General features: G+C 58.4%; 15 protein-coding genes. 5 read left to right on the forward strand and 10 right to left on the reverse strand.

Going from position 1 to position 17,882, the window contains the following annotated elements:
* Positions 1–129: 129 nt before the first annotated feature.
* From SJY32_RS13585 to SJY32_RS13600, 4 genes are all read left to right on the forward strand, one after another.
* Positions 130–3,483 carry an Ig-like domain-containing protein gene (locus SJY32_RS13585; RefSeq protein ID WP_376876381.1) on the forward strand — a complete coding sequence of 1,118 codons (3,354 nt, stop codon included), beginning with the start codon at positions 130–132 and terminating at the stop codon, positions 3,481–3,483.
* An 11-nt stretch (positions 3,484–3,494) separates the two neighbouring features.
* The gene (locus SJY32_RS13590) at positions 3,495–4,844 is read left to right on the forward strand and encodes a TolC family protein (RefSeq protein WP_376876384.1); all 1,350 of its coding nucleotides are present in this window, start codon (positions 3,495–3,497) and stop codon (positions 4,842–4,844) included.
* Positions 4,845–4,925: 81 nt separating this feature from the next.
* Positions 4,926–7,115, forward strand: a complete 2,190-nt coding sequence (locus SJY32_RS13595; RefSeq protein WP_376877744.1) for an ATP-binding cassette domain-containing protein — start codon at positions 4,926–4,928, stop codon at positions 7,113–7,115.
* On the forward strand, positions 7,112–8,284 hold the full coding sequence (locus SJY32_RS13600) for an HlyD family type I secretion periplasmic adaptor subunit (RefSeq protein ID WP_376876387.1): 1,173 nt from the start codon (positions 7,112–7,114) through the stop codon (positions 8,282–8,284). The genes SJY32_RS13595 and SJY32_RS13600 overlap by 4 nt, the downstream gene beginning before the upstream one ends.
* Positions 8,285–8,348: 64 nt before the next feature.
* Here the strand turns inward: SJY32_RS13600 and SJY32_RS13605 are convergent, their stop codons facing one another.
* From SJY32_RS13605 to dapD, 3 genes are all read right to left on the reverse strand, one after another.
* Entirely contained in the window at positions 8,349–9,608 is a 1,260-nt protein-coding gene (locus SJY32_RS13605) for a lytic murein transglycosylase (RefSeq protein ID WP_376876390.1), read from the reverse strand.
* A gap of 63 nt (positions 9,609–9,671) precedes the next feature.
* Entirely contained in the window at positions 9,672–10,088 is a 417-nt protein-coding gene (locus SJY32_RS13610; protein WP_376876393.1) for a hypothetical protein, read from the reverse strand.
* Between the two features lie 46 nt (positions 10,089–10,134).
* Complete coding sequence (gene dapD / locus SJY32_RS13615) at positions 10,135–10,962, reverse strand: 2,3,4,5-tetrahydropyridine-2,6-dicarboxylate N-succinyltransferase (protein WP_376876396.1); 828 nt, start codon at positions 10,960–10,962, stop codon at positions 10,135–10,137.
* Positions 10,963–11,037: 75 nt separating this feature from the next.
* On the opposite strand from dapD, the gene SJY32_RS13620 reads away from it, so the two are divergent.
* Positions 11,038–11,877, forward strand: coding sequence for an LOG family protein (locus SJY32_RS13620; protein ID WP_376876399.1), 840 nt, complete (start codon positions 11,038–11,040; stop codon positions 11,875–11,877).
* A gap of 76 nt (positions 11,878–11,953) precedes the next feature.
* Here SJY32_RS13620 and rlmN read toward each other — a convergent pair whose 3' ends face one another.
* The 7 genes from rlmN to mbfA all read right to left on the reverse strand — a co-directional run bounded on the left by rlmN (position 11,954) and on the right by mbfA (position 17,871).
* On the reverse strand, positions 11,954–13,159 hold the full coding sequence (gene rlmN, locus SJY32_RS13625) for a 23S rRNA (adenine(2503)-C(2))-methyltransferase RlmN (RefSeq protein ID WP_376876402.1): 1,206 nt from the start codon (positions 13,157–13,159) through the stop codon (positions 11,954–11,956).
* Between the two features lie 130 nt (positions 13,160–13,289).
* On the reverse strand, positions 13,290–13,805 hold the full coding sequence (locus SJY32_RS13630) for an invasion associated locus B family protein (RefSeq protein ID WP_376876405.1): 516 nt from the start codon (positions 13,803–13,805) through the stop codon (positions 13,290–13,292).
* Between the two features lie 193 nt (positions 13,806–13,998).
* Positions 13,999–14,616 (reverse strand): HAD family hydrolase, encoded by a 618-nt coding sequence (locus SJY32_RS13635; protein WP_376876408.1) that lies wholly within the window; start codon positions 14,614–14,616, stop codon positions 13,999–14,001.
* On the reverse strand, positions 14,609–15,067 hold the full coding sequence (locus tag SJY32_RS13640) for a YaiI/YqxD family protein (RefSeq protein ID WP_376876411.1): 459 nt from the start codon (positions 15,065–15,067) through the stop codon (positions 14,609–14,611). The genes SJY32_RS13635 and SJY32_RS13640 overlap by 8 nt, the downstream gene beginning before the upstream one ends.
* Positions 15,064–15,894, reverse strand: coding sequence for an S-formylglutathione hydrolase (fghA, locus tag SJY32_RS13645; protein WP_376876414.1), 831 nt, complete (start codon positions 15,892–15,894; stop codon positions 15,064–15,066). Before fghA ends, SJY32_RS13640 begins: the two co-directional genes overlap by 4 nt.
* A gap of 9 nt (positions 15,895–15,903) precedes the next feature.
* Positions 15,904–16,830 carry an AEC family transporter gene (locus tag SJY32_RS13650; RefSeq protein WP_376876417.1) on the reverse strand — a complete coding sequence of 309 codons (927 nt, stop codon included), beginning with the start codon at positions 16,828–16,830 and terminating at the stop codon, positions 15,904–15,906.
* Positions 16,831–16,890: 60 nt separating this feature from the next.
* Positions 16,891–17,871, reverse strand: coding sequence for an iron exporter MbfA (mbfA, locus tag SJY32_RS13655; protein WP_376876420.1), 981 nt, complete (start codon positions 17,869–17,871; stop codon positions 16,891–16,893).
* Positions 17,872–17,882 lie beyond the last annotated feature (11 nt).

Raw genomic sequence — 17,882 nt, forward strand, 5'->3', positions numbered from 1 at the left:
GTATTTAGCACGATTTTACTTTACGTAAGGAACAACCTGCTAGTAATTGTGTCCAAAATAAGTTAATTAAACGTCGAGCAGTATAAAAAGTTGGCCAAAGGCCACGGGTAATGAGGCGGAGTACATTTTATGGTAAAGTCAATTGACTTTGCTGTCCGTGATGACATGGGCGGCGTTAATCGTGGTGTTGTTGGTGGTGACGGCGCGAGCGATTTTCTCGTAGTAGGTTCGGGCGATGAGATTTCCCTAAACCTCCGTAAATCAAACATTTTGAAATACACGCGCGACGTGAGTGACCTTCAAATCACCCTGATCGATGGCCGTGTTATTACTCTGAGTGATTATTTTAACGCTGCAGCGGGCGAGGAGAACAAGTTGTTCATCTCCGCCGACGGCGAAATCTCGCAAGTCTTCATTGAATCTGGCCCGGATGGCATCTTGTTTGCCAGCTATGGCGGCGACATGGGGGCCGATAAATGGAGCCCGTATGACCAGATTTCGTTCTACGAAGGTAGTGAGCTTGTTGCGGATGCTGAGCTTGGTGAAGCAACCGGCATGGCGGCCTTCGCGCCCGTCCTCGGGGGGCTAGGCGCTTCTGCGGCGCTCGCAGGGGCCGGTCTTTTGGGTCTCGGTTTGCTCGGTGGCTCTGGCGGTGGTTCAACAGCAACGGACACAACCGACACGACTGACACCACGGATGCGACCGACGTAACTGACGCCACGGATGCGACGGACGGCACTGATGCCACCGATGGTACGGATGCGACCGATGCAACGGATTCCACAGATGCAACGGACGTCACTGACGCAACGGATACCACCGATGCGACAGACGGCACTGATGCAACTGATGCCACGGACGTGACCGATGGGACGGACGGCACGGATTCCACCGACGCGACAGACCCAACTGTTGTGGTTGATCCCACGGATGGGACAGACGCTACGGATGCGACAGACGGTACAGATGCTACCGACGCAACTGATGGCACCGATGGTACCGACGCAACTGATGGTACCGACACGACCGATGGGACCGATGCAACGGATGGGACAGACTCCACAGATGGGACAGACCCAACCGTTGTCGTTGATCCGACGGATGGCACAGACGCAACTGACGCGACCGATCCAACAACCGCGACTGAGCCTGTCGAAGTTATCATCCCGACCGTCGATAACCCTGATGATGACAGCACGCTGACCTTGATCACTTCGGGGTCTCCTGTGGTGTCCGGCACGGGTGCGCCCGGGTCGACTGTGGAAGTTGTCATCGGCGACGAAACCGTGACGACGACGATTGATGATGATGGCGTTTGGAGCGTGACCTTCGAGGGCGATAACTTCCCCGCGGACGGCGATTATTCCTCCGAGGTGACCGTGACCACTGGTGGTACCGTTTACGAACTCGATGGCCCTGACTTCCTGATCGACATGACGCCGCCGCCGGTTGAATTTACCGAAGGCACGCAGAGTGTTGGCGATATCGAGAACCTTGCGGACTATGCGGATGGTGTGACCATCGGCGGTGAAGGCGAGGCCGGCGCAACGGTTGAAGTGACCGTGTTGGACACTACCCGCAGCGCCACCGTTTCAGAAGACGGTACGTGGGAAGTTACGTTCACGCAGTCCGAAGTGCCCGGCGGCGAATATGAAACAGCCGTCACCGTTGTCGCGACAGATATCCACGGCAACATGAGCACAATCACCGACACGCTCGAGATCGACACCGTAATGTCGGTCGCGTTTGATGATGATTCGATCACCGACGATAATATCGTGAATGCCGCCGAGCTTGCCGAAGGCGTAACCCTGACTGGAAGCTCGCAAGCGGGCGCGACAGTCACGGTGAGCATTGGTTCTGTATCGCACGAGGTTGTAGCGGGCGCTGATGGAAGCTGGTCGGTTGTCTTCGCGGATGGCGAAATCGCGGGTGGTGAGCGGGATGTCCGCGCGACCGTCAGCGCGGTTGATCCGGCAGGCAATACCGCGACGGATACGCGTTGGATCACCTTGGATACGGTTGGCACCGTTGCGATTGATCCGGTTCAGGCCGGTGATAACGTGATCTCCGGCGCCGAGCGCACAGCGACAAGTGGCGTGCCGCTGGTCGGGACGGCTGAGGCTGGGTCAACCGTGGTTGTGACCATGGGCACCGCGAGCCAGACCGTGACAGCCGGTGCTGATGGCACTTGGAGCGCGACGTTCTCCACAGCGCAGATTCCGGCAGGCGAGAGCACGCCTACCATCTCCGTGACCGCGACCGATCTCGCGGGCAACGTGTCGACCGCCTCGCAAACGATCCAGATCGATACGGTTGTTAACCGTCTCACGCATACAACTGCGACGCCAGGTGCGGATAATGTTGTCAACGCGGCAGAGGGTGCAACCGGTGTTGTCGTTACGGGCACAGTGGAAGCGGGCTCGACCGTCAGCTTGACGTTGGGCACCAATTCCAGCGTTGCGGCGACCGTGAGCGCCGATGGCACTTGGACCGCGACAATCCCTGCGAGCCAACTGCCAACATCCGAAACCAGTCTGACGCTCAGCGTTCAAGCAACGGATCAATACGGAAACGTCGCGACCCAAAGTTCGACAGTGACGTTTGACCCTGTTGTCCGGAACTTCATCGAGACCGGCACAGTTGCTGGCGACGGTGTCGTGAACGCCGACGAGGCCGCCGCAGGCTTCACCATTGGCGGCACGGTCGAGGCCTATTCGACGGTTCAGGTCAATCTGGCGAACGGATCGACCCAGACCGCGACGGCTGGCAGCAATGGGCGTTGGACGGTGACATTCGACACGGATGATTTGCCGGCCGGCGAGGGCACAATGGGTTACACCATTCTCGCCACCGATAGCCATCAAAATACCTCCACGCTGGATGGAAGCTTCGAATATGATCTGATCACGCCGGACGCACCGAACATTCTGTTCTTCCAAGCGGAATCAAGTGCTCTTCGCGGGATCGGTACGATGCTGACGGATGACAGCTATACCATGACGCAAATCGCGTCGAACGGTGCGAGCAGCAACGTCTCCTTCCGCCAGACAAATGATGTCGAATATGACGAGAGCTTCTTCCGGTTCTCCAGCACGGTTCCGGATGGATCGTACCTCGTTGTGACGGCGGAAGACGCGGCAGGTAACGATGCGTCGACCTTGATGATCGTCAACAACACCGAAGCGGTAAACGTCAATCTTGATCGGGTCGGGTTGGAAAGCTTCGACTTCGGAACGATCGATTTGAGCTTCGCGCCAGAAGCGAACCTGACGATTACCGAAGCGCAGATCATGTCGTTGACCGACAGCGACCACACGCTCGTGGTGCGCGGTGATAGTGCAGATCGCGTGACGGCCACAGGTGCGGTCGATACCGGTCAAACGGTCGAAATCGATGGCTCGGTTCACCACGTCTATACGCTCGGCTCGAGCGGGGCGACGTTGCTGATCGACGACGATATCACGCAGGTGACCATTTAAGGAGCGTGCGAATGACCCGGCGGGACCTCAAGGATTTTCCCCGGGCCACTTCGGCGGTCCGGTTCGGAACGGCGGCCTGCTTTGCCTTGGTCTTGACCGGTTGCGGCTGGGGGGAGGAGGACTCTTCTCTTGCCAGCATGCAATCGTTCCAGCCAGCGGGTGCGGATGCGGCCCTCGTTCCCGCAACTCCAGGGGTTACGGCGGAGACTTCCGTTGTGATCTCCGATCTTAAACTCCGTCGCTCGGTCCTGCCGAGTGGTGGCGCCTATCAGCAAGTCGGGCAATCCGTTTTGGCGGCTTCGCGCGGTAAGGCAGAAGCGGAGCTGCGTGTCGCGCGGCTTACCGCAGAGGCAAGATCAAAGAATTGGTTGCCACAATTGACACCGTCCATCTCGCTCAGTTCTCTGGGGGATTTGGTCACGTCTTTGGTGGTCGAGCAGGTACTGTTCGACAACGGCAAGAAGAAAGCCGAGCGCGCATTTGCGGCGGCGGATGTCGAAGTCGCTGCGGTGAACTACGCCGCCGAGATGAATGACCGCGTGTCTGACGGTCTCGAGCATTACATTGCCGCCAAACGAGCGATCGAGCAGGGCGCGGCGGCGCGCGATGCAACGGTGCGGATGAAGGAATACAACCGCATCATGTTGGAGCGCGTGAAGGGGGGGCTCTCGGATATGTCCGAGGCGCGCGTCATTTCGCAAAAATACGCCGAGATGGAAGCAACCGCGCGGTCGGATGACGATAGCCGGACAACGGCTCTGGCGCAGTTGAACGCCATGGCCGACCGCGATTTGTCGACCGTGACCGGTGTCGATCAGCTTTTCGTGCAAACACTGGAGGCAAAGCCATTGACCGTGGTGATGGCCGAAGCCGAACGCGGCCGGTCGCTTGCCGAAGCGAAAATTATGCGGGCGGGATATTTGCCTGGCATTTCGGCCGTCGGAGAGGTCGGTTCGGGCGCGTCCGAGTTCGGTCTATCGGCAACCGTCGGCAATGCGCTCGGCTTTGGCACGGGGGACGCACTTGCGGCGATCGAGGCGACAAAGGCCAGTGCGGATGCCGCCGTATCGGAAGCGCAGCAAGACGCGCAGATCACCCGCGTGACCATGGAGCGCAAGCTCGAAGCCGCGCGCGCGAAATATGTGCGCGATGCGGAAGTGATCCGCCAGACAGGCGAGGGGCTGGACCTCTTCGTCGAGCAGTATAAGGTGGGTCGCAGGACGTTGCTTGAACTGGTCAATATGTATGAGAGCTATGCCGCGATGGAACGTGCGCAGATTGCTTTGAAATACGACATTGCCCTGTTAGAGATATCTATAGCTGGCGAGTTGGGCCTGTTGGCCGATGGTACGAATATCTAAGGGGCGGAAGGCAGTTTGACCGACCGGATTATCGCGTTTGACATTAACGCGGCCCGCGTGAGCGGGGCCGATGGCGGTGCTATGCCGCGCGGCACATCTGGCACAGGCCGATCCGCTCCGAAGCCAAACTCGATCAGCAAGGCGAGAGCACGGGCCGAGTTAGCCTCGGCCTATGCCGGTTTGTTGGGGGCGCAGATCCCCGCCGCCGACATCTTGGAACAAATGCTTCTCGCCGTGGGCGAAGCCACCGCCGCTGTCACTGGGGTGCCCGCGGGCGAAGTGTCGCCCGAGCAGGTCGCGGCTGTGCTGAAAGTTGCGGGGATGCAGGTCGAAATCGAACAGATTTCGGAGGCCGAGCCGGGGCACTGGCCCGCGATTGCGGTAATGACCAGCGGTCAGATGGTGTTGGTGATCGGGCAGGATCGCGGCTCCGTCACAGTCTACGATAAAACACGGCCCGACGGGCGTGCCGAAGTCCCGATACTTGAATTTGCGCCGTTTTTCTCGGGCAAGATCGTGCGGGCGCGATCAACCCTGCGCCAAATCGAGGAACGCCATCGTCTTCTGGACGGCCGCAGCCATTGGTTCTGGGGCGAGTTTCTGACGCAGCGCCGCACCTTTGCGGAGGTGGCGATTGGTTCACTCTTCGCGAATATTCTGGCGGTCGCGGTGGCCCTGTTTTCGTTGCAGGTTTATGATCGCGTGATCCCGCATAAATCGGAGGCAACGCTTTGGGTTCTGGCGGGGGGCGCGTTTTTGGCGATGCTGATGGAGGGTGCGCTCAAGCAAGCGCGGTCGTCCTTGATGGATGTCTCAGGTCGCAAAATCGAATTGTCGGTGCAAAAGCTCCTGATGGAGCGGCTCTTGGGAATGAAAGCCTCCCCCGCCGCGCGATCCCCCAGCCAGCTGTTTTCCGCGATGCGGGAGTTCTCCTCCGTGCGGGAGTTTTTCACCGCGACGACGATTGGCGGACTTGCGGATGTGCCGTTTATTTTCGTCTTCCTCGCTCTCGTGGCTTCCATCGGCGGGAACCTTGTATGGGTGTTAGTCGTGGGGGGCATCTTGATGGTCTTGCCCGGCTTCTTGATGCAAAAAAAGATGATCGCGCTGACCAAAGCCACGCAAGGCGCCTCGGCGCGGGCTTCCAAGCTATTGATGGAGGCGATTTTCGAGCATGAGACGGTCAACACGCAGCGCGGGCAAGATAAGTTCAAGCGCCTGTGGGAAGAATTAACGACACTCTCTGCTGTGAAATCCTCCGAACAGCGCAAGCTGTCCGCGTGGTTGACGGGGTGGGCGCAGGGCGTGCAGCAAGGCACCTATATCCTCGTCGTTGTGATCGGGACGTATAAGGTTTTCTCTGGCGATTTTACGGTGGGTTCAATCATCGCGATCGGGATGCTGACCACGCGCACGCTGGGCCCTCTGACGCAGCTTTCGGGCACATTGGCGCGATGGTCCAACGTGAAAGCTGCGCTAACCGGTTTGGAAGCGATTGCGGGCGCCGAGCAGATGCAGGAGGCCGAGCGTTCTTATCTGCGGACGGAAAAAATCGGCGGCAGTTTCGAGCTGCGTCAGATTGATTTCAAATATGATCCCTCCGGCGCAGCGACCGTCGACATTGCGGCGCTGGCGATCCCAGCGGGGCAGCGTGTCGCGGTTTTGGGGGCAAACGGATCGGGTAAATCAACCCTGCTGAAACTTCTCGCGGGGGTATATGAGCCCAATTCCGGCCGTGTGTTGTTGGACGGTGTCGATCTCAGTCAATTGCATCCACGGGATCTGCGGCGCGGGGTGGGGTATCTCAGTCAGGATGTTCGGCTGTTCTCTGGCACGTTGCGCGACAACCTCAATCTCTCGCAGCTGGAGCGGAGCGAAGACCGCCTTTACCAAGCGCTAGACTTCGCAGGTTTGGGCCCGTTTTTACGGAGCCATCCCAAAGGCCTCGATCTCGAGATAAAAGACGGCGGCGAGGGCCTATCGGTCGGGCAGCGCCAATCAATCGGTTGGGCGCGCCTGTGGCTGCAAGATCCGCAGGTTGTGCTTTTGGATGAGCCGACGGCGGCATTGGATACAACGCTCGAGATCACACTTGTCTCGCGTTTGGAAAGCTGGCTTCAAGGGCGCACGGCGATCATCGCGACGCATCGCGTGCCGATCCTTGCGCTTACGGATCGCACGTTGATCATGCAAAGCGGTCGCCTAATGGTTGATGGTCCGCGTGACGCGGTTCTTGCGCATCTCAACAAAGCCAAAGGTGCGGGCCAATGAGCACGATGGACCCGTCCGCAATGGAAGATCGATCCAAACGTCCCTCGGCGACGATTTGGTTGATCGCGGCGACCGTGATCTTGTTCATTGCTTGGTCAGCCGTGGCGTGGGTCGATGAAATCGTGCGTGGGACAGGCGAGATTGTGTCGTCCTCCAAGCCACAGATCATCCAAAACCTCGAAGGCGGCATCCTCGCCGCGCTCTATGTGTCCGAGGGCGACACGGTTGAGCTTGGCGATGTGCTGGCGAGGTTACAAGGCACCCAGTATCAAACTCAGGTCGATGATCTGGAAAGCCAAATCGCGGCGCTAGAGGTGCGCAAGTTGCGCCTAGAGGCGGAGATGGCGGGGCTGACGGACTTTGAGCCCTCGATCAACGAAGAAAAACTGGTACCAGCAATTATCGCGTCCGAACGCGCGCTGCTCACGGCGCGGCTTGAGGATTTTACCTCGCGCAAGTTAGGCGCGCGGAGGGTGTCCGAGCAGGCTTCGGCGGAGTTGAAGCTGCTTGAGAATATGCTCAAGAAGGAAATCGCGCCGCTGATCGAGGTAACGCGAGCCCGCAAAGTGGCACGCGATGCGGAGAACCAGCTTTCCGATATCATCACCAAGACCGAGCTTGAGCGCGCTGGCGAGTATTCCGAGACTTTGGCCAAGCTAGGCACTTTGCGGCAGCAGATCAAATCGGCCGAAGATCAGTTGGATCGCACGATCTTGGAAAGCCCACTCAAGGGGATCGTCAATAAGCTTTCTGTCACCACGATTGGCGGTGTTATTCGCCCCGGTGAGGAGATCTTGCAGATTATCCCGTTGGACGAAGAGCTGTTCATCGAGGCGCAGATACGGCCCGAGGATATCGCCAATGTGAAGCCGGGGCAGGAGGCGACTATTAAGCTTTCTGCTTACGACTACACGATCTACGGCTCGCTTCAGGGGGAGGTGCACGTCTTGTCGGCGGATACCTTTAAAGATGAGCGCGACCCGAAAGCGGCGCCCTATTATAAGGTCACGCTGCGGGTCGATGTGGCGCATTTGACCGAGCGCCAGCGCAATCTCCAAATCAAGCCGGGGATGCAGGCGACGGTGGAGTTACGCACCGGCGAGAAGACGGTTTTGCAATATCTTCTAAAGCCACTCTACAAATCTCGCGAGGCGCTGCGCGAGCCTTGAGCAACACTCGCCCGAACGCAAAAAGGCCCGCCGTCATTGGCGGGCCTTTTTGATGGGTGCAGGACTACCGCAAAGCGTCGAGAACGCCTCGATCTGGGATGCCGTCGACAACCATCCCGCGCGAGGCTTGGAAGGCGCTGACGGCCGCGGCGGTCATTGAGCCGGTGCGCCCATCCGTACCGCCCGTGTCATAGCCGAGCGCGGTAAGTTTGCGTTGCAACTCCATGCGTTCTGACTCGTCCAAGACGTTGGGATCACGCGGGAAGTCTTTGATGAAGCGCCCCCCGCCGCCGATCCGATCTGCGAGATGTGCGACGCCGACGCCGTAAGCATCCGCATTGTTATAGCGCAGGATCGCGCGGAAATTGTTGAACACCATCAGCGCAGCTCCCTCGCGCCCACCGGGCAGGATAATCGACCCTGCACCAGCATTCGGAAGCGCCCCACCTTTTGTATTGCGCACGCCCATTGCCGCCCACGCGGAAGGATCCTTGCGAGTATCCTTGCCGATCAGCCCGTAGTTGAAGCCGTCGGGGAGGGTCACTTCGACCATCGCGGGCTGGCCCATCTGCCAACCGGATCGCTTCAGATAGGCGGCTGTTGACGCCAGCGCATCGGCCGGATTCTCGGACCAGATATCGCGCTTGCCATCGCCGGTGATATCTACCGCATAGGCGAGGTAGGAGGTTGGGATAAACTGTGTATGCCCCATCGCCCCCGCCCACGAGCCCGTCATATGCGCGGAGTCGGTATCGCCCGATTGGATGATCTTGAGAGCGCCGATCAGTTGCTGCTCAAAGAAGCTCGACCGCCGGCCTTGGTAAGCGAGGGTTGAGAGCGCAGGGATGATCAACGTGCGGCCACGCGTCGTCCCGTAGTTGCTCTCCATCCCCCAAATTGCGACAACGGCCTCGCGGTCGACCCCGTAGGTCGCCTCGATTTTGTCAAACAGGGCGTCGTTTTCTGAGAGTAGGCTGCGGCCTGTCGTCACGCGGGTGTTCGACACTGCGCTATCGAGATATTCCCAGATGGATTTCTTGAATTCAGCCTGATTGTTGGAGCGCTCGATCACTTCGGGGTTGAACGGCACATCTCGCATCGTGCGATCCAGTGTCGCCTGCGAGATACCCGCAGCGCGCGCGCGCGGAAGGAAGCTGACAACCCATGCATCCATGCCGGCCTGAACCTCGCGCGACACCGGCGGAATGGGATCAATCGCCGCGCGGGCGCTCCCCGAGGAGCGGATCTGATTTGCGCCGGTACACGCTGTAAGCGCGGACAGCATGACCGCCGAAAGAGCAAAAGAGCGGAGAGCCTGTTTCATTATATACCTGTTTGACTGCGCGTTTTTCGAGATTGTAGCGCAATCGAGAACAGATCGAAAGGCTCACGCCAAGGTCGGGTCCGGCATCTGCCGATCTTTGCCGAAGAACGGTTGAAGTTGCACAACGATGACGGAATTCTCATCCAGAGCACGCTGCATCAGCTCGCGTTCTTCGTCGCTGATCTCGTGCCCCTGTGCCAGCCGTTCTTCCAACGTGCCATACCCTGTAACATCAAGGGGCGCCATATCCGCATCCTTGAGGATCGCCACGGTTTCACGCACGGCTTCCGCTTCTTCGACGCCCGAAGCGTAGCACATGATCCCCGCGCCGGTCGCATTTTTGGGCAAGCCGTCGCCCTTCTTGCGGCCGACTTCAACCACGAGCGTATAGACCTCTTGCTTGCGCTTTACCTTCGCAGGTTTCGCGGGCTTTTGCGGCTCGTCTTCGTCGTCGTAGATGAATTCGGGATCGTCAGTCATGGCTCTCTCCTGAAAGCGAGGGCCCCCGAAGGAGCCCCCATTTGGATCAATCGCGCAGCAATTCGTTGATGCCGGTTTTGGAGCGCGTCTTTTCATCCACGCGCTTCACGATCACCGCGCAATAGAGGTTGATCCCGTTTTTCGACGGCATGGAGCCGGAGACGACCACCGAATAGGGCGGCACTTCGCCGTAAGTCACGGCGCCGGTTTCGCGATCAACGATCTTCGTCGATTGCCCGATGTAGACGCCCATGCCCAGTACGGAGCCCTCGCGGATGATGCAGCCTTCGACCACTTCCGAGCGCGCACCGATGAAGCAATTGTCCTCGATGATCGTCGGGCCGGCCTGCATCGGTTCCAACACGCCGCCGATGCCGACGCCGCCCGAAAGGTGCACGTGCTTGCCGATCTGCGCGCAGGAGCCGACGGTCGCCCATGTGTCGACCATCGTGCCCTCACCGACATGCGCGCCCAAGTTCACGAAGGACGGCATCAGAACCACGCCTTTGTCGATGAACGCCGAGCGGCGGACGATGGCATTTGGCACGGCGCGGAAACCAGCAGCGCGGTATTCCGCCTCGCCCCAGCCGTGGAATTTGCTATCCACTTTATCCCACCACGAAGACCCCTGCGGGCCGCCCGATTGCAATTCCATATCCTTGAGGCGGAAGCCCAAAAGCACGGCCTTTTTCGCCCACTGGTTCACATGCCAGTCGCCATTTTCCTGACGCTCGGCCACGCGCAGCTTACCAGAGTCCAGCGCGTTGAGCGTTGCCTCGATCGCATCGCGCGCTTCGCCTTTGGAGGCGGGCGTAATGGTGTCGCGCGCGTCCCACGCGGCTTCAATGGCGGTCTCAAGGGCGGCATTCGACATGGGAACGTCCTTCTTTCACGGATTGAGGTAGTTTTTACTGCCCTCAGCCTATAGTTGGAACAGAGCAAACGCGCAATGAGCAGGACCAAAATGAACGACGATAGCCGCAACCATCCGTTCCGCGATTCCCTTGAGGACGCGCGCGCAGCCAAGCGTATTCCCGATACTCCGCAAACCCGTGCGCCGGCCTACCGCCTTGCCTTCACGGATTCCGATTTCATGATGCGAGAGGAGTTGCGCCCTGTCCGGTGGCAGTTAGAGCTTCTAAAGCCGCAGATGATCTTGGACGAGCGCGGCATTAATTCGACGATTGTGATGTTTGGTGGGGCGCGCATTCCTTCGCCGGCGAATCGTGAGAGCGCGAAGACGCCCTATCTTGCCGAGCTTTCGCAATATTACGAGGAGGCTCGTAAATTCGCAGAGGCCATAACCAACCGTTCGATGAACAGCTACGGACGCGAGGATGTTATTTGCACGGGCGGCGGTCCGGGCGTGATGGAGGCTGGAAATCGGGGCGCGCAGGAGGCGGGAGGTCAATCGATTGGCCTCAATATCGTCCTGCCACATGAGCAAGCGCCCAACGAGTATGTGACGCCCGATTTGTCGTTCAACTTCCATTATTTCGCGATCCGCAAGATGCATTTTCTGATGCGCGCGAAGGCGGTGACGGTCTTCCCGGGCGGGTTCGGGACGCTTGACGAGATGTTCGAGGCGCTCACCTTGATCCAGACAGGACGAATGAAGAAAATTCCGTTTATCCTGTTTGGGGTCGATTTCTGGAAGAAGATTGTCAACTGGGAGATGCTTGCAGATGCAGGAACAATCTCACGCGAGGATCTCGATTTGATTAGCTTCGTTGAGACATCCGAAGAAGCGCTCGCAATTATCGACGGGTGGGAGCCTGAATGCCCGTAAGATACCGGGCTTGGAATACCTGATTTTTAAAAGGCCGGACTCCGCGTCCGGCCTTTTTATGTCTGTCCGGCGGGTGTTAAAGGCCCGCTTCGGCGGCGATTGCGGCTTTGGATTTGCGCTGGCGCTCGGTCGCGGATTTTAGCTGGCCGCAGGCCGCCATAATATCCTCGCCGCGCGGCGTGCGGATCGGGGATGCATAGCCTGCTTTGTAGATGATATCCGCGAAAGCCTCGATCCGTTCCCAATCGGAACGCTGGTAAGGCGCGCCGGGCCATTCGTTAAACGGGATCAGGTTAATTTTCGCAGGGATCCCCTGGATAAGTTTGACGAGGCGTCGCGCGTCGGCATCGGAATCGTTCACATCTTTCAGCATGACATATTCAAACGTGATCCGTTCCGAATTGGACACGCGGGGATATTCACGGAGCGCCTCGAGAAGCGTCTCGATGTTCCAGCGCTTGTTGATCGGTACAAGCTTGTCACGTACGTCATCCGTTGTCGCATGGAACGATATCGCAAGCAGGCAGCCGATTTCGGCAGCGGTGCGGGCGATTTCAGGTACCACGCCAGACGTCGACAATGTGATCCGACGACGCGAGAGGGTTAGCCCCTCATTATCCATGACGACTTGCATCGCATCGCGGACGTTCTCGAAGTTATAAAGCGGTTCGCCCATTCCCATCAAAACTACGTTTGAAACAAGACGCGTTTCGTTTTTCGGGGCGCCTTGCTCGGGCCATTCGCCCAAATCATCGCGCGCGACCATTACCTGACCGACGATCTCGCCAGCCGTGAGATTCCGGACGAGCTTTTGCGTTCCCGTGTGGCAGAACGAACAGGTGAGTGTGCACCCAACCTGACTCGAGATGCACAGCGTCCCGCGGCTTTCTTCGGGGATATAGACCGCCTCGACCTCATGGCCGCCAGCGATTTTCAACAGATATTTACGGGTGCCGTCTTCGGAAACTTGTTTCGAGACGATCTCGGGCACTTCAATGACAAAACGCTCTTCCAAAAACGCGCGATAGTCTTTCGCGAGGTTCGTCATCGATGCGAAATCACGCACACCCCAGTGATACATCCACTGCCAGATCTGCCCCAAGCGCATCTTGGCCTGCTTTTCCGGCGTGCCAGCCGCGATGAGCGTTTCACGCAATTGCTCGCGCGTCAGCCCGACGAGGTTGAGTTTTCCGCCTTCAGGCAGCTTGCGCGCGATCGTCACCACATCTTGGGTGATGGGCGCAGAAACTGTGGCGCTTTTGGCTTCGGGGGCATTGGTCATGGCAAGGATCCTGACTTGGAGAAGTGCGCGATATAGGGGATTCGCAGATCATTTTACAGCAAAAATAAAAAAGCCCCGCATCAGCGGGGCTCCTCATCGCGGAAAAGGCGAAAACTGACGCCCCCGCCAGTTACTTACACTGTTTGCCTGCTTCGTCGATCGTCGCGGTAAACCCGAGAAGCGAGAACGTATCTTTTGTTTTGGTGCCGCGCGACGACCCGCCCGACAGTGTCGCCTCGGACCCTGCTTTGAGGGCTGCGATGATCTTCGCGTCGTCGTCCGCCGATCCCGCCCATGCGCCCTCACCATCGGTGAACAGGGTGAAGGACTTGCCGCCGATGTTCATATCGACCGTCGAATCCGGCGCGAACGGGTAGCCACCCATGAAGGAAACTTCGCCCGCTTTGCCCGGACGGAAGGTTACGAACAAACGAATGTCCCCGCGACGTACTGCCACGGCCTGACCATCCTTGGTGTTCACGGTTTCCTTCGGAGCCGAGACTGCCCAGCATTCTTTGGGGTCTGCTCCGACAAAGCCGCTCCAATCGGTATTGGCGGCGACGCGGTTAGTTTCTTGTGCGAACGCGGTTTGCGCCATCAAGGTGATGACGGCAGCGCTCAGCCCATGACGAATAATCGTTTTCATTGGTACAACAGCCTCCAGCTGTAACTTGCCTCTGCGTCCACCCGTCAGGGCTTATGCCCTTCTTTTACGTTGATAGACGCGATTTCAACTCGATATCTAGATGATAACGCAAATGTGCCAAACTGCGAAAGCCCCGATGGCGGGAATTTGATCGCTTTACGTCGAAATCGCGAAAGATCAGCAAATTTCTGCCTCAGTTTGCCTCGGCCTCCGTGAGCAGGCCCTCCGCGACAAGGCGCGCCGCCCAAGGCGAAGGCCCGTCAAAGAGATGGGTTTGCCATCCACGCGCCTGCGCCGCAGCGATATTGTCGGCGCGATCATCGGCAAATAGCAAACGCTCTGGCAACAGGCCGCAATCCTCCTCGAGCATTTTGTAAATTTGGGCGTCAGGTTTGATCACGCCCATATGGCCAGAGATATACTTGCGATCAAATTCATTCAGGAACGGATAGACATCGCACGCCATCGCGAAGGTTTGGATTCCGAAATTTGAAAGGGCAAAGACCGGAATGGATTTCGCCCGCAGCGCGCGCAACAGGCGCACCGAATGCGGAATTTCCGGTGAGGCCATCTCAAGCCAATCGTCGTGCCACCGTTGAATTTCGGGCGCAAAATCGGGGTAGGTTTCGGCACATTGCGCGACTTTCGTCGCGAAGTGCTCGCCACGATCAACACCGTCATTCATGCCGTGCAAATCGACTGCGGCAAACATCTCGCGACGCCGTGTCTCACCGATGACGCGGTCATAATGTCGTTCAGGTTGCCATTCGATCAGCACATTGCCGATATCAAAAACCACTGCATCAATCATGCGATTTTTCCCGTTCTGCTGCGCGTGTTACGCGGTCCAGCGCATCTAGAAATCGTGAGCGGTCCGCTTTTGAGAAAGGACGTCCCCCGCCTTGGCGGAACGGATCCGCCGCGCGGAGATCTTGCATCAGATCGCGTGTCGCCAAGACGTTTCCGATATTGGCTTGCGTCAGAGGTTCGCCATCATGTTTCAGCACGCGGGCGCCTGTTTCGACACATTTTGCCGCAAGGGGGATGTCATTTGTGACGACAACGTCGCCCCTTCCGGCCCGCTCCGCGATCCATTTATCGGCCTCATCCGCGCCATCGGCGACGTAGACCAACTCAACCAATGGATTGGCCGAGGGCCGCAATCCGCCGTTACACACCATGAGGAGTTTCACGCCTAGCCTTGTCGCAACGCGTTCGGCTTCGTCTTTGACAGGGCAAGCATCTGCGTCGATATAGATCACCGGTGCAAAGCCTCGGCATGAAAATCAATGTGATCCGCGATGAACGTCGAAATGAAGAAATAGCTATGGTCATAGCCGCTTTGCATCCGGAACTGGCCCGATTGGCGCCGCGCCATCATCGCCTGCGCCAAGCTTTCAGGTTTCAGCAAATCAACAAACTGATCCGACGTGCCTTGATCGATCAAGACATCCCCATCGAAGCCATGTTCAGACATCAATACGCTCGCATCATGCGCTGCCCATGTTGACTCGTCAGCGCCGAGATACGCCGTAAATTGTTTACGGCCCCAATCCGATTGCGTGGGGTTCGCGATGGGTGAGAAGGCGGAGACTGACCGGTATCGGCCTTTTAGTGTCATCGCCAAGGTCAACGCCCCGTGGCCGCCCATTGAATGTCCGGTGATGGATTGGCGCTCTGGGTCAATGGGGAACTCTGCGGCCAGCAGCGCTGGGAGTTCGTCTGCGATGTAATCCCACATCTTGAAATGCGCGGCCCAAGGGGTCTGCGTTGCGTTTAGGTAGAATCCCGCGCCTTGGCCAAGATCATAAGCTTCATCGTTGGCAACGATATCGCCGCGCGGCGAGGTATCGGGGAACACGATTGCGATGCCGTGATCGGCGCAATATTGCTGTGCGCCTGCTTTTGTCATCGCGTTTTCATGGGTGCATGTCAGGCCCGACAAAAACCAAAGAACCGGCACGGGGCCGTGCTGCGCGTCTTCAGGCAGGAACAGGCCGAAGGTCATTTCAGTGCCTGTTGATTTGGCCGTATGCGCATAGACGCCTTGGGTGCCGCCGAAGCATTTATTCTCTGAAATCAAGCGCATGGTTTCTCCTTAATGGCTAGTGACCCATGAGATCACAATCGGTAGGGTGACAATCGCCGCGATCGTCGAGATCAGGATCGCCGCTGAGACGCGCGTCGGGGCCACGCCGTAGTGCTGCGCGAGGATATAGACATTGCCTGCGACAGGTAAGCAGGCGGTGGAAAGCATGACGCCCGCGGCAAACGTGTCAACGGGGAAGATCATCAACCCGACTAGAACGAGAGTTGGGTGTAAAAGAAGCTTTGCTCCCGATAGCCAGACGGCCGGGCCGATCCGCTCGGCGGATTTATCCGCCAAGGACGCGCCGATGGCAAAGAGCGCGCCCGGCGTTGCCGCCGCACCCAAAAGTGTTGCGAAATCCATGACCGGCGCCGGCATGGGGATCTTGAACGCGGCCCAAAGCAGCCCGATCACCATCCACACAATCATCGGGTTCTTCGCAAGGCCCATCCCCAACGCCTTGAAGATCGAGGGGGATATCTTGCCGTGACGGACACCCGCGATGATCAACGTGACGAGAGACGAGAAAACGATCAAATCGATTGCAAGCACGACGAGGATGGGCCCAATGGCACGCTCGCCCAAAAGCGCGACCAATAAAGGCACGCCAAGAAAACCCGTGTTGCCCGTCACGCAGCTATGGGCCTCCATCGCGGCTTCAAGCGCGCCTTGCCCGCGAAATTTTGCCACGCCGAAGGCAATGACCCACAGTGCCATCGTCCCCACAAAATAGGCGGCGATAAAATTCGCGTCCAACAACTCATCGAGATCGAGCGTCGCGGTGAACCGGAACAGCATGGCCGACAGGGCAAAATAAAAGACGAATTTCGTCAGCCAAGCCGTCGCTTCGGCCGGGAAAAACCGGGTTCTGCCGGCGTAATAGCCGAGGCCGATGACCGCAAAAAACGGTAGAGTCTTCATGAAAAATTCAAACATAAAGACTGGCTAGCACGTGACTATGACACCCGCTAGCACGAAGGTTGCTGACGCGCAGATTTAGCCGCCGCCGATCAGAGCCCCTGCCGCAAAGACGAGCGCACCGCCCACGACAACTTGGAGGACAGCCCGCAGCATCGGCGTTTGCATGTAGCGGTTTTGAATCCATGCAATCGCCCAAAGCTCAATGAAAACAATGATCATCGCGAGGGTGGTGGCCGTCCAGAAATCTGTGATGAGGTAGGGCAGGGCATGGCCCATACCGCCCAATGTCGTCATCACGCCGGATGCCAACCCGCGCTTAATCGGGCTGCCGCGCCCCGAGAGCACTCCGTCGTCATGCGCGGCTTCGGTAAAGCCCATTGAAATCCCCGCGCCGATTGATGCGGCTGACCCGACGAGGAAGGTTGTCCACGTGTCTTGTGTGGCAAAGGCGGTGGCAAAGATCGGTGCGAGCGTGGAGACTGATCCATCCATCAGGCCCGCGAGGCCGGGCTGCACCCACGTTAGAACGAATTGGCGGTGCGCCGCGCGGCCTTCTTCCTCGCTGACGTCCTGCGTCAAATGGGTTTGTGCCAGACTCTGCGCTGTAAGCGAGTGGCCCTGCTCTGCGGCGGCGAGATCCCCCAGAAGTTTCCGCGTTTCCGCATCCGATGTATTTTGGGCTGCGAGTGCGTAGAATGTCGCGGCCTGTTGTTCCATCGCCTCCGCTTCCGCTCGCATCGTTTCCAGCGGTAGGTTTTCGACGAGCCAAACCGGCTTGCGCGCATAGAACCCCGTGACATGCTCGCGCCGAATAAGGGGGATAACATCTCCGAAGCGCGCGACATGGCGATCAATCAGGCGGCGCCGATGCTCGTCTTCCTCCGCGGCCATTCCGTCGAACACCGCCGCGGAGGCCGGAAACTCGGCGCGCAGGCTTTCGGCGTAAGTGCGGTAGATCCGCGCGTCATCCTCCTCCGACGAGATCGCGAGCGCGAGGATTTCCTGTTCGCTAAGATCTTTAAAGCGGCGGCGGGATGATGCGATTCCGGGGATCATCAAAGACTCCT

Origin of the sequence: Albirhodobacter sp. R86504 (genome assembly GCF_042466415.1) — a bacterium.
Taxonomy (GTDB): Bacteria; Pseudomonadota; Alphaproteobacteria; order Rhodobacterales; family Rhodobacteraceae; genus Albirhodobacter.

What these genes read in the sequence shown, in the direction of transcription:
- SJY32_RS13585 (WP_376876381.1), top strand. Translation starts at nt 130, where the DNA reads ATGGTAAAGTCAATTGACTTTGCTGTCCGTGATGACATGGGCGGCGTT.
- SJY32_RS13590 (WP_376876384.1), top strand. Translation starts at nt 3,495, where the DNA reads ATGACCCGGCGGGACCTCAAGGATTTTCCCCGGGCCACTTCGGCGGTC.
- SJY32_RS13595 (WP_376877744.1), top strand. Translation starts at nt 4,926, where the DNA reads ATGCCGCGCGGCACATCTGGCACAGGCCGATCCGCTCCGAAGCCAAAC.
- SJY32_RS13600 (WP_376876387.1), top strand. Translation starts at nt 7,112, where the DNA reads ATGAGCACGATGGACCCGTCCGCAATGGAAGATCGATCCAAACGTCCC.
- SJY32_RS13605 (WP_376876390.1), bottom strand. Translation starts at nt 9,608, where the DNA reads ATGAAACAGGCTCTCCGCTCTTTTGCTCTTTCGGCGGTCATGCTGTCC.
- SJY32_RS13610 (WP_376876393.1), bottom strand. Translation starts at nt 10,088, where the DNA reads ATGACTGACGATCCCGAATTCATCTACGACGACGAAGACGAGCCGCAA.
- dapD (WP_376876396.1), bottom strand. Translation starts at nt 10,962, where the DNA reads ATGTCGAATGCCGCCCTTGAGACCGCCATTGAAGCCGCGTGGGACGCG.
- SJY32_RS13620 (WP_376876399.1), top strand. Translation starts at nt 11,038, where the DNA reads ATGAGCAGGACCAAAATGAACGACGATAGCCGCAACCATCCGTTCCGC.
- rlmN (WP_376876402.1), bottom strand. Translation starts at nt 13,159, where the DNA reads ATGACCAATGCCCCCGAAGCCAAAAGCGCCACAGTTTCTGCGCCCATC.
- SJY32_RS13630 (WP_376876405.1), bottom strand. Translation starts at nt 13,805, where the DNA reads ATGAAAACGATTATTCGTCATGGGCTGAGCGCTGCCGTCATCACCTTG.
- SJY32_RS13635 (WP_376876408.1), bottom strand. Translation starts at nt 14,616, where the DNA reads ATGATTGATGCAGTGGTTTTTGATATCGGCAATGTGCTGATCGAATGG.
- fghA (WP_376876414.1), bottom strand. Translation starts at nt 15,894, where the DNA reads ATGCGCTTGATTTCAGAGAATAAATGCTTCGGCGGCACCCAAGGCGTC.
- SJY32_RS13650 (WP_376876417.1), bottom strand. Translation starts at nt 16,830, where the DNA reads ATGTTTGAATTTTTCATGAAGACTCTACCGTTTTTTGCGGTCATCGGC.
- mbfA (WP_376876420.1), bottom strand. Translation starts at nt 17,871, where the DNA reads ATGATCCCCGGAATCGCATCATCCCGCCGCCGCTTTAAAGATCTTAGC.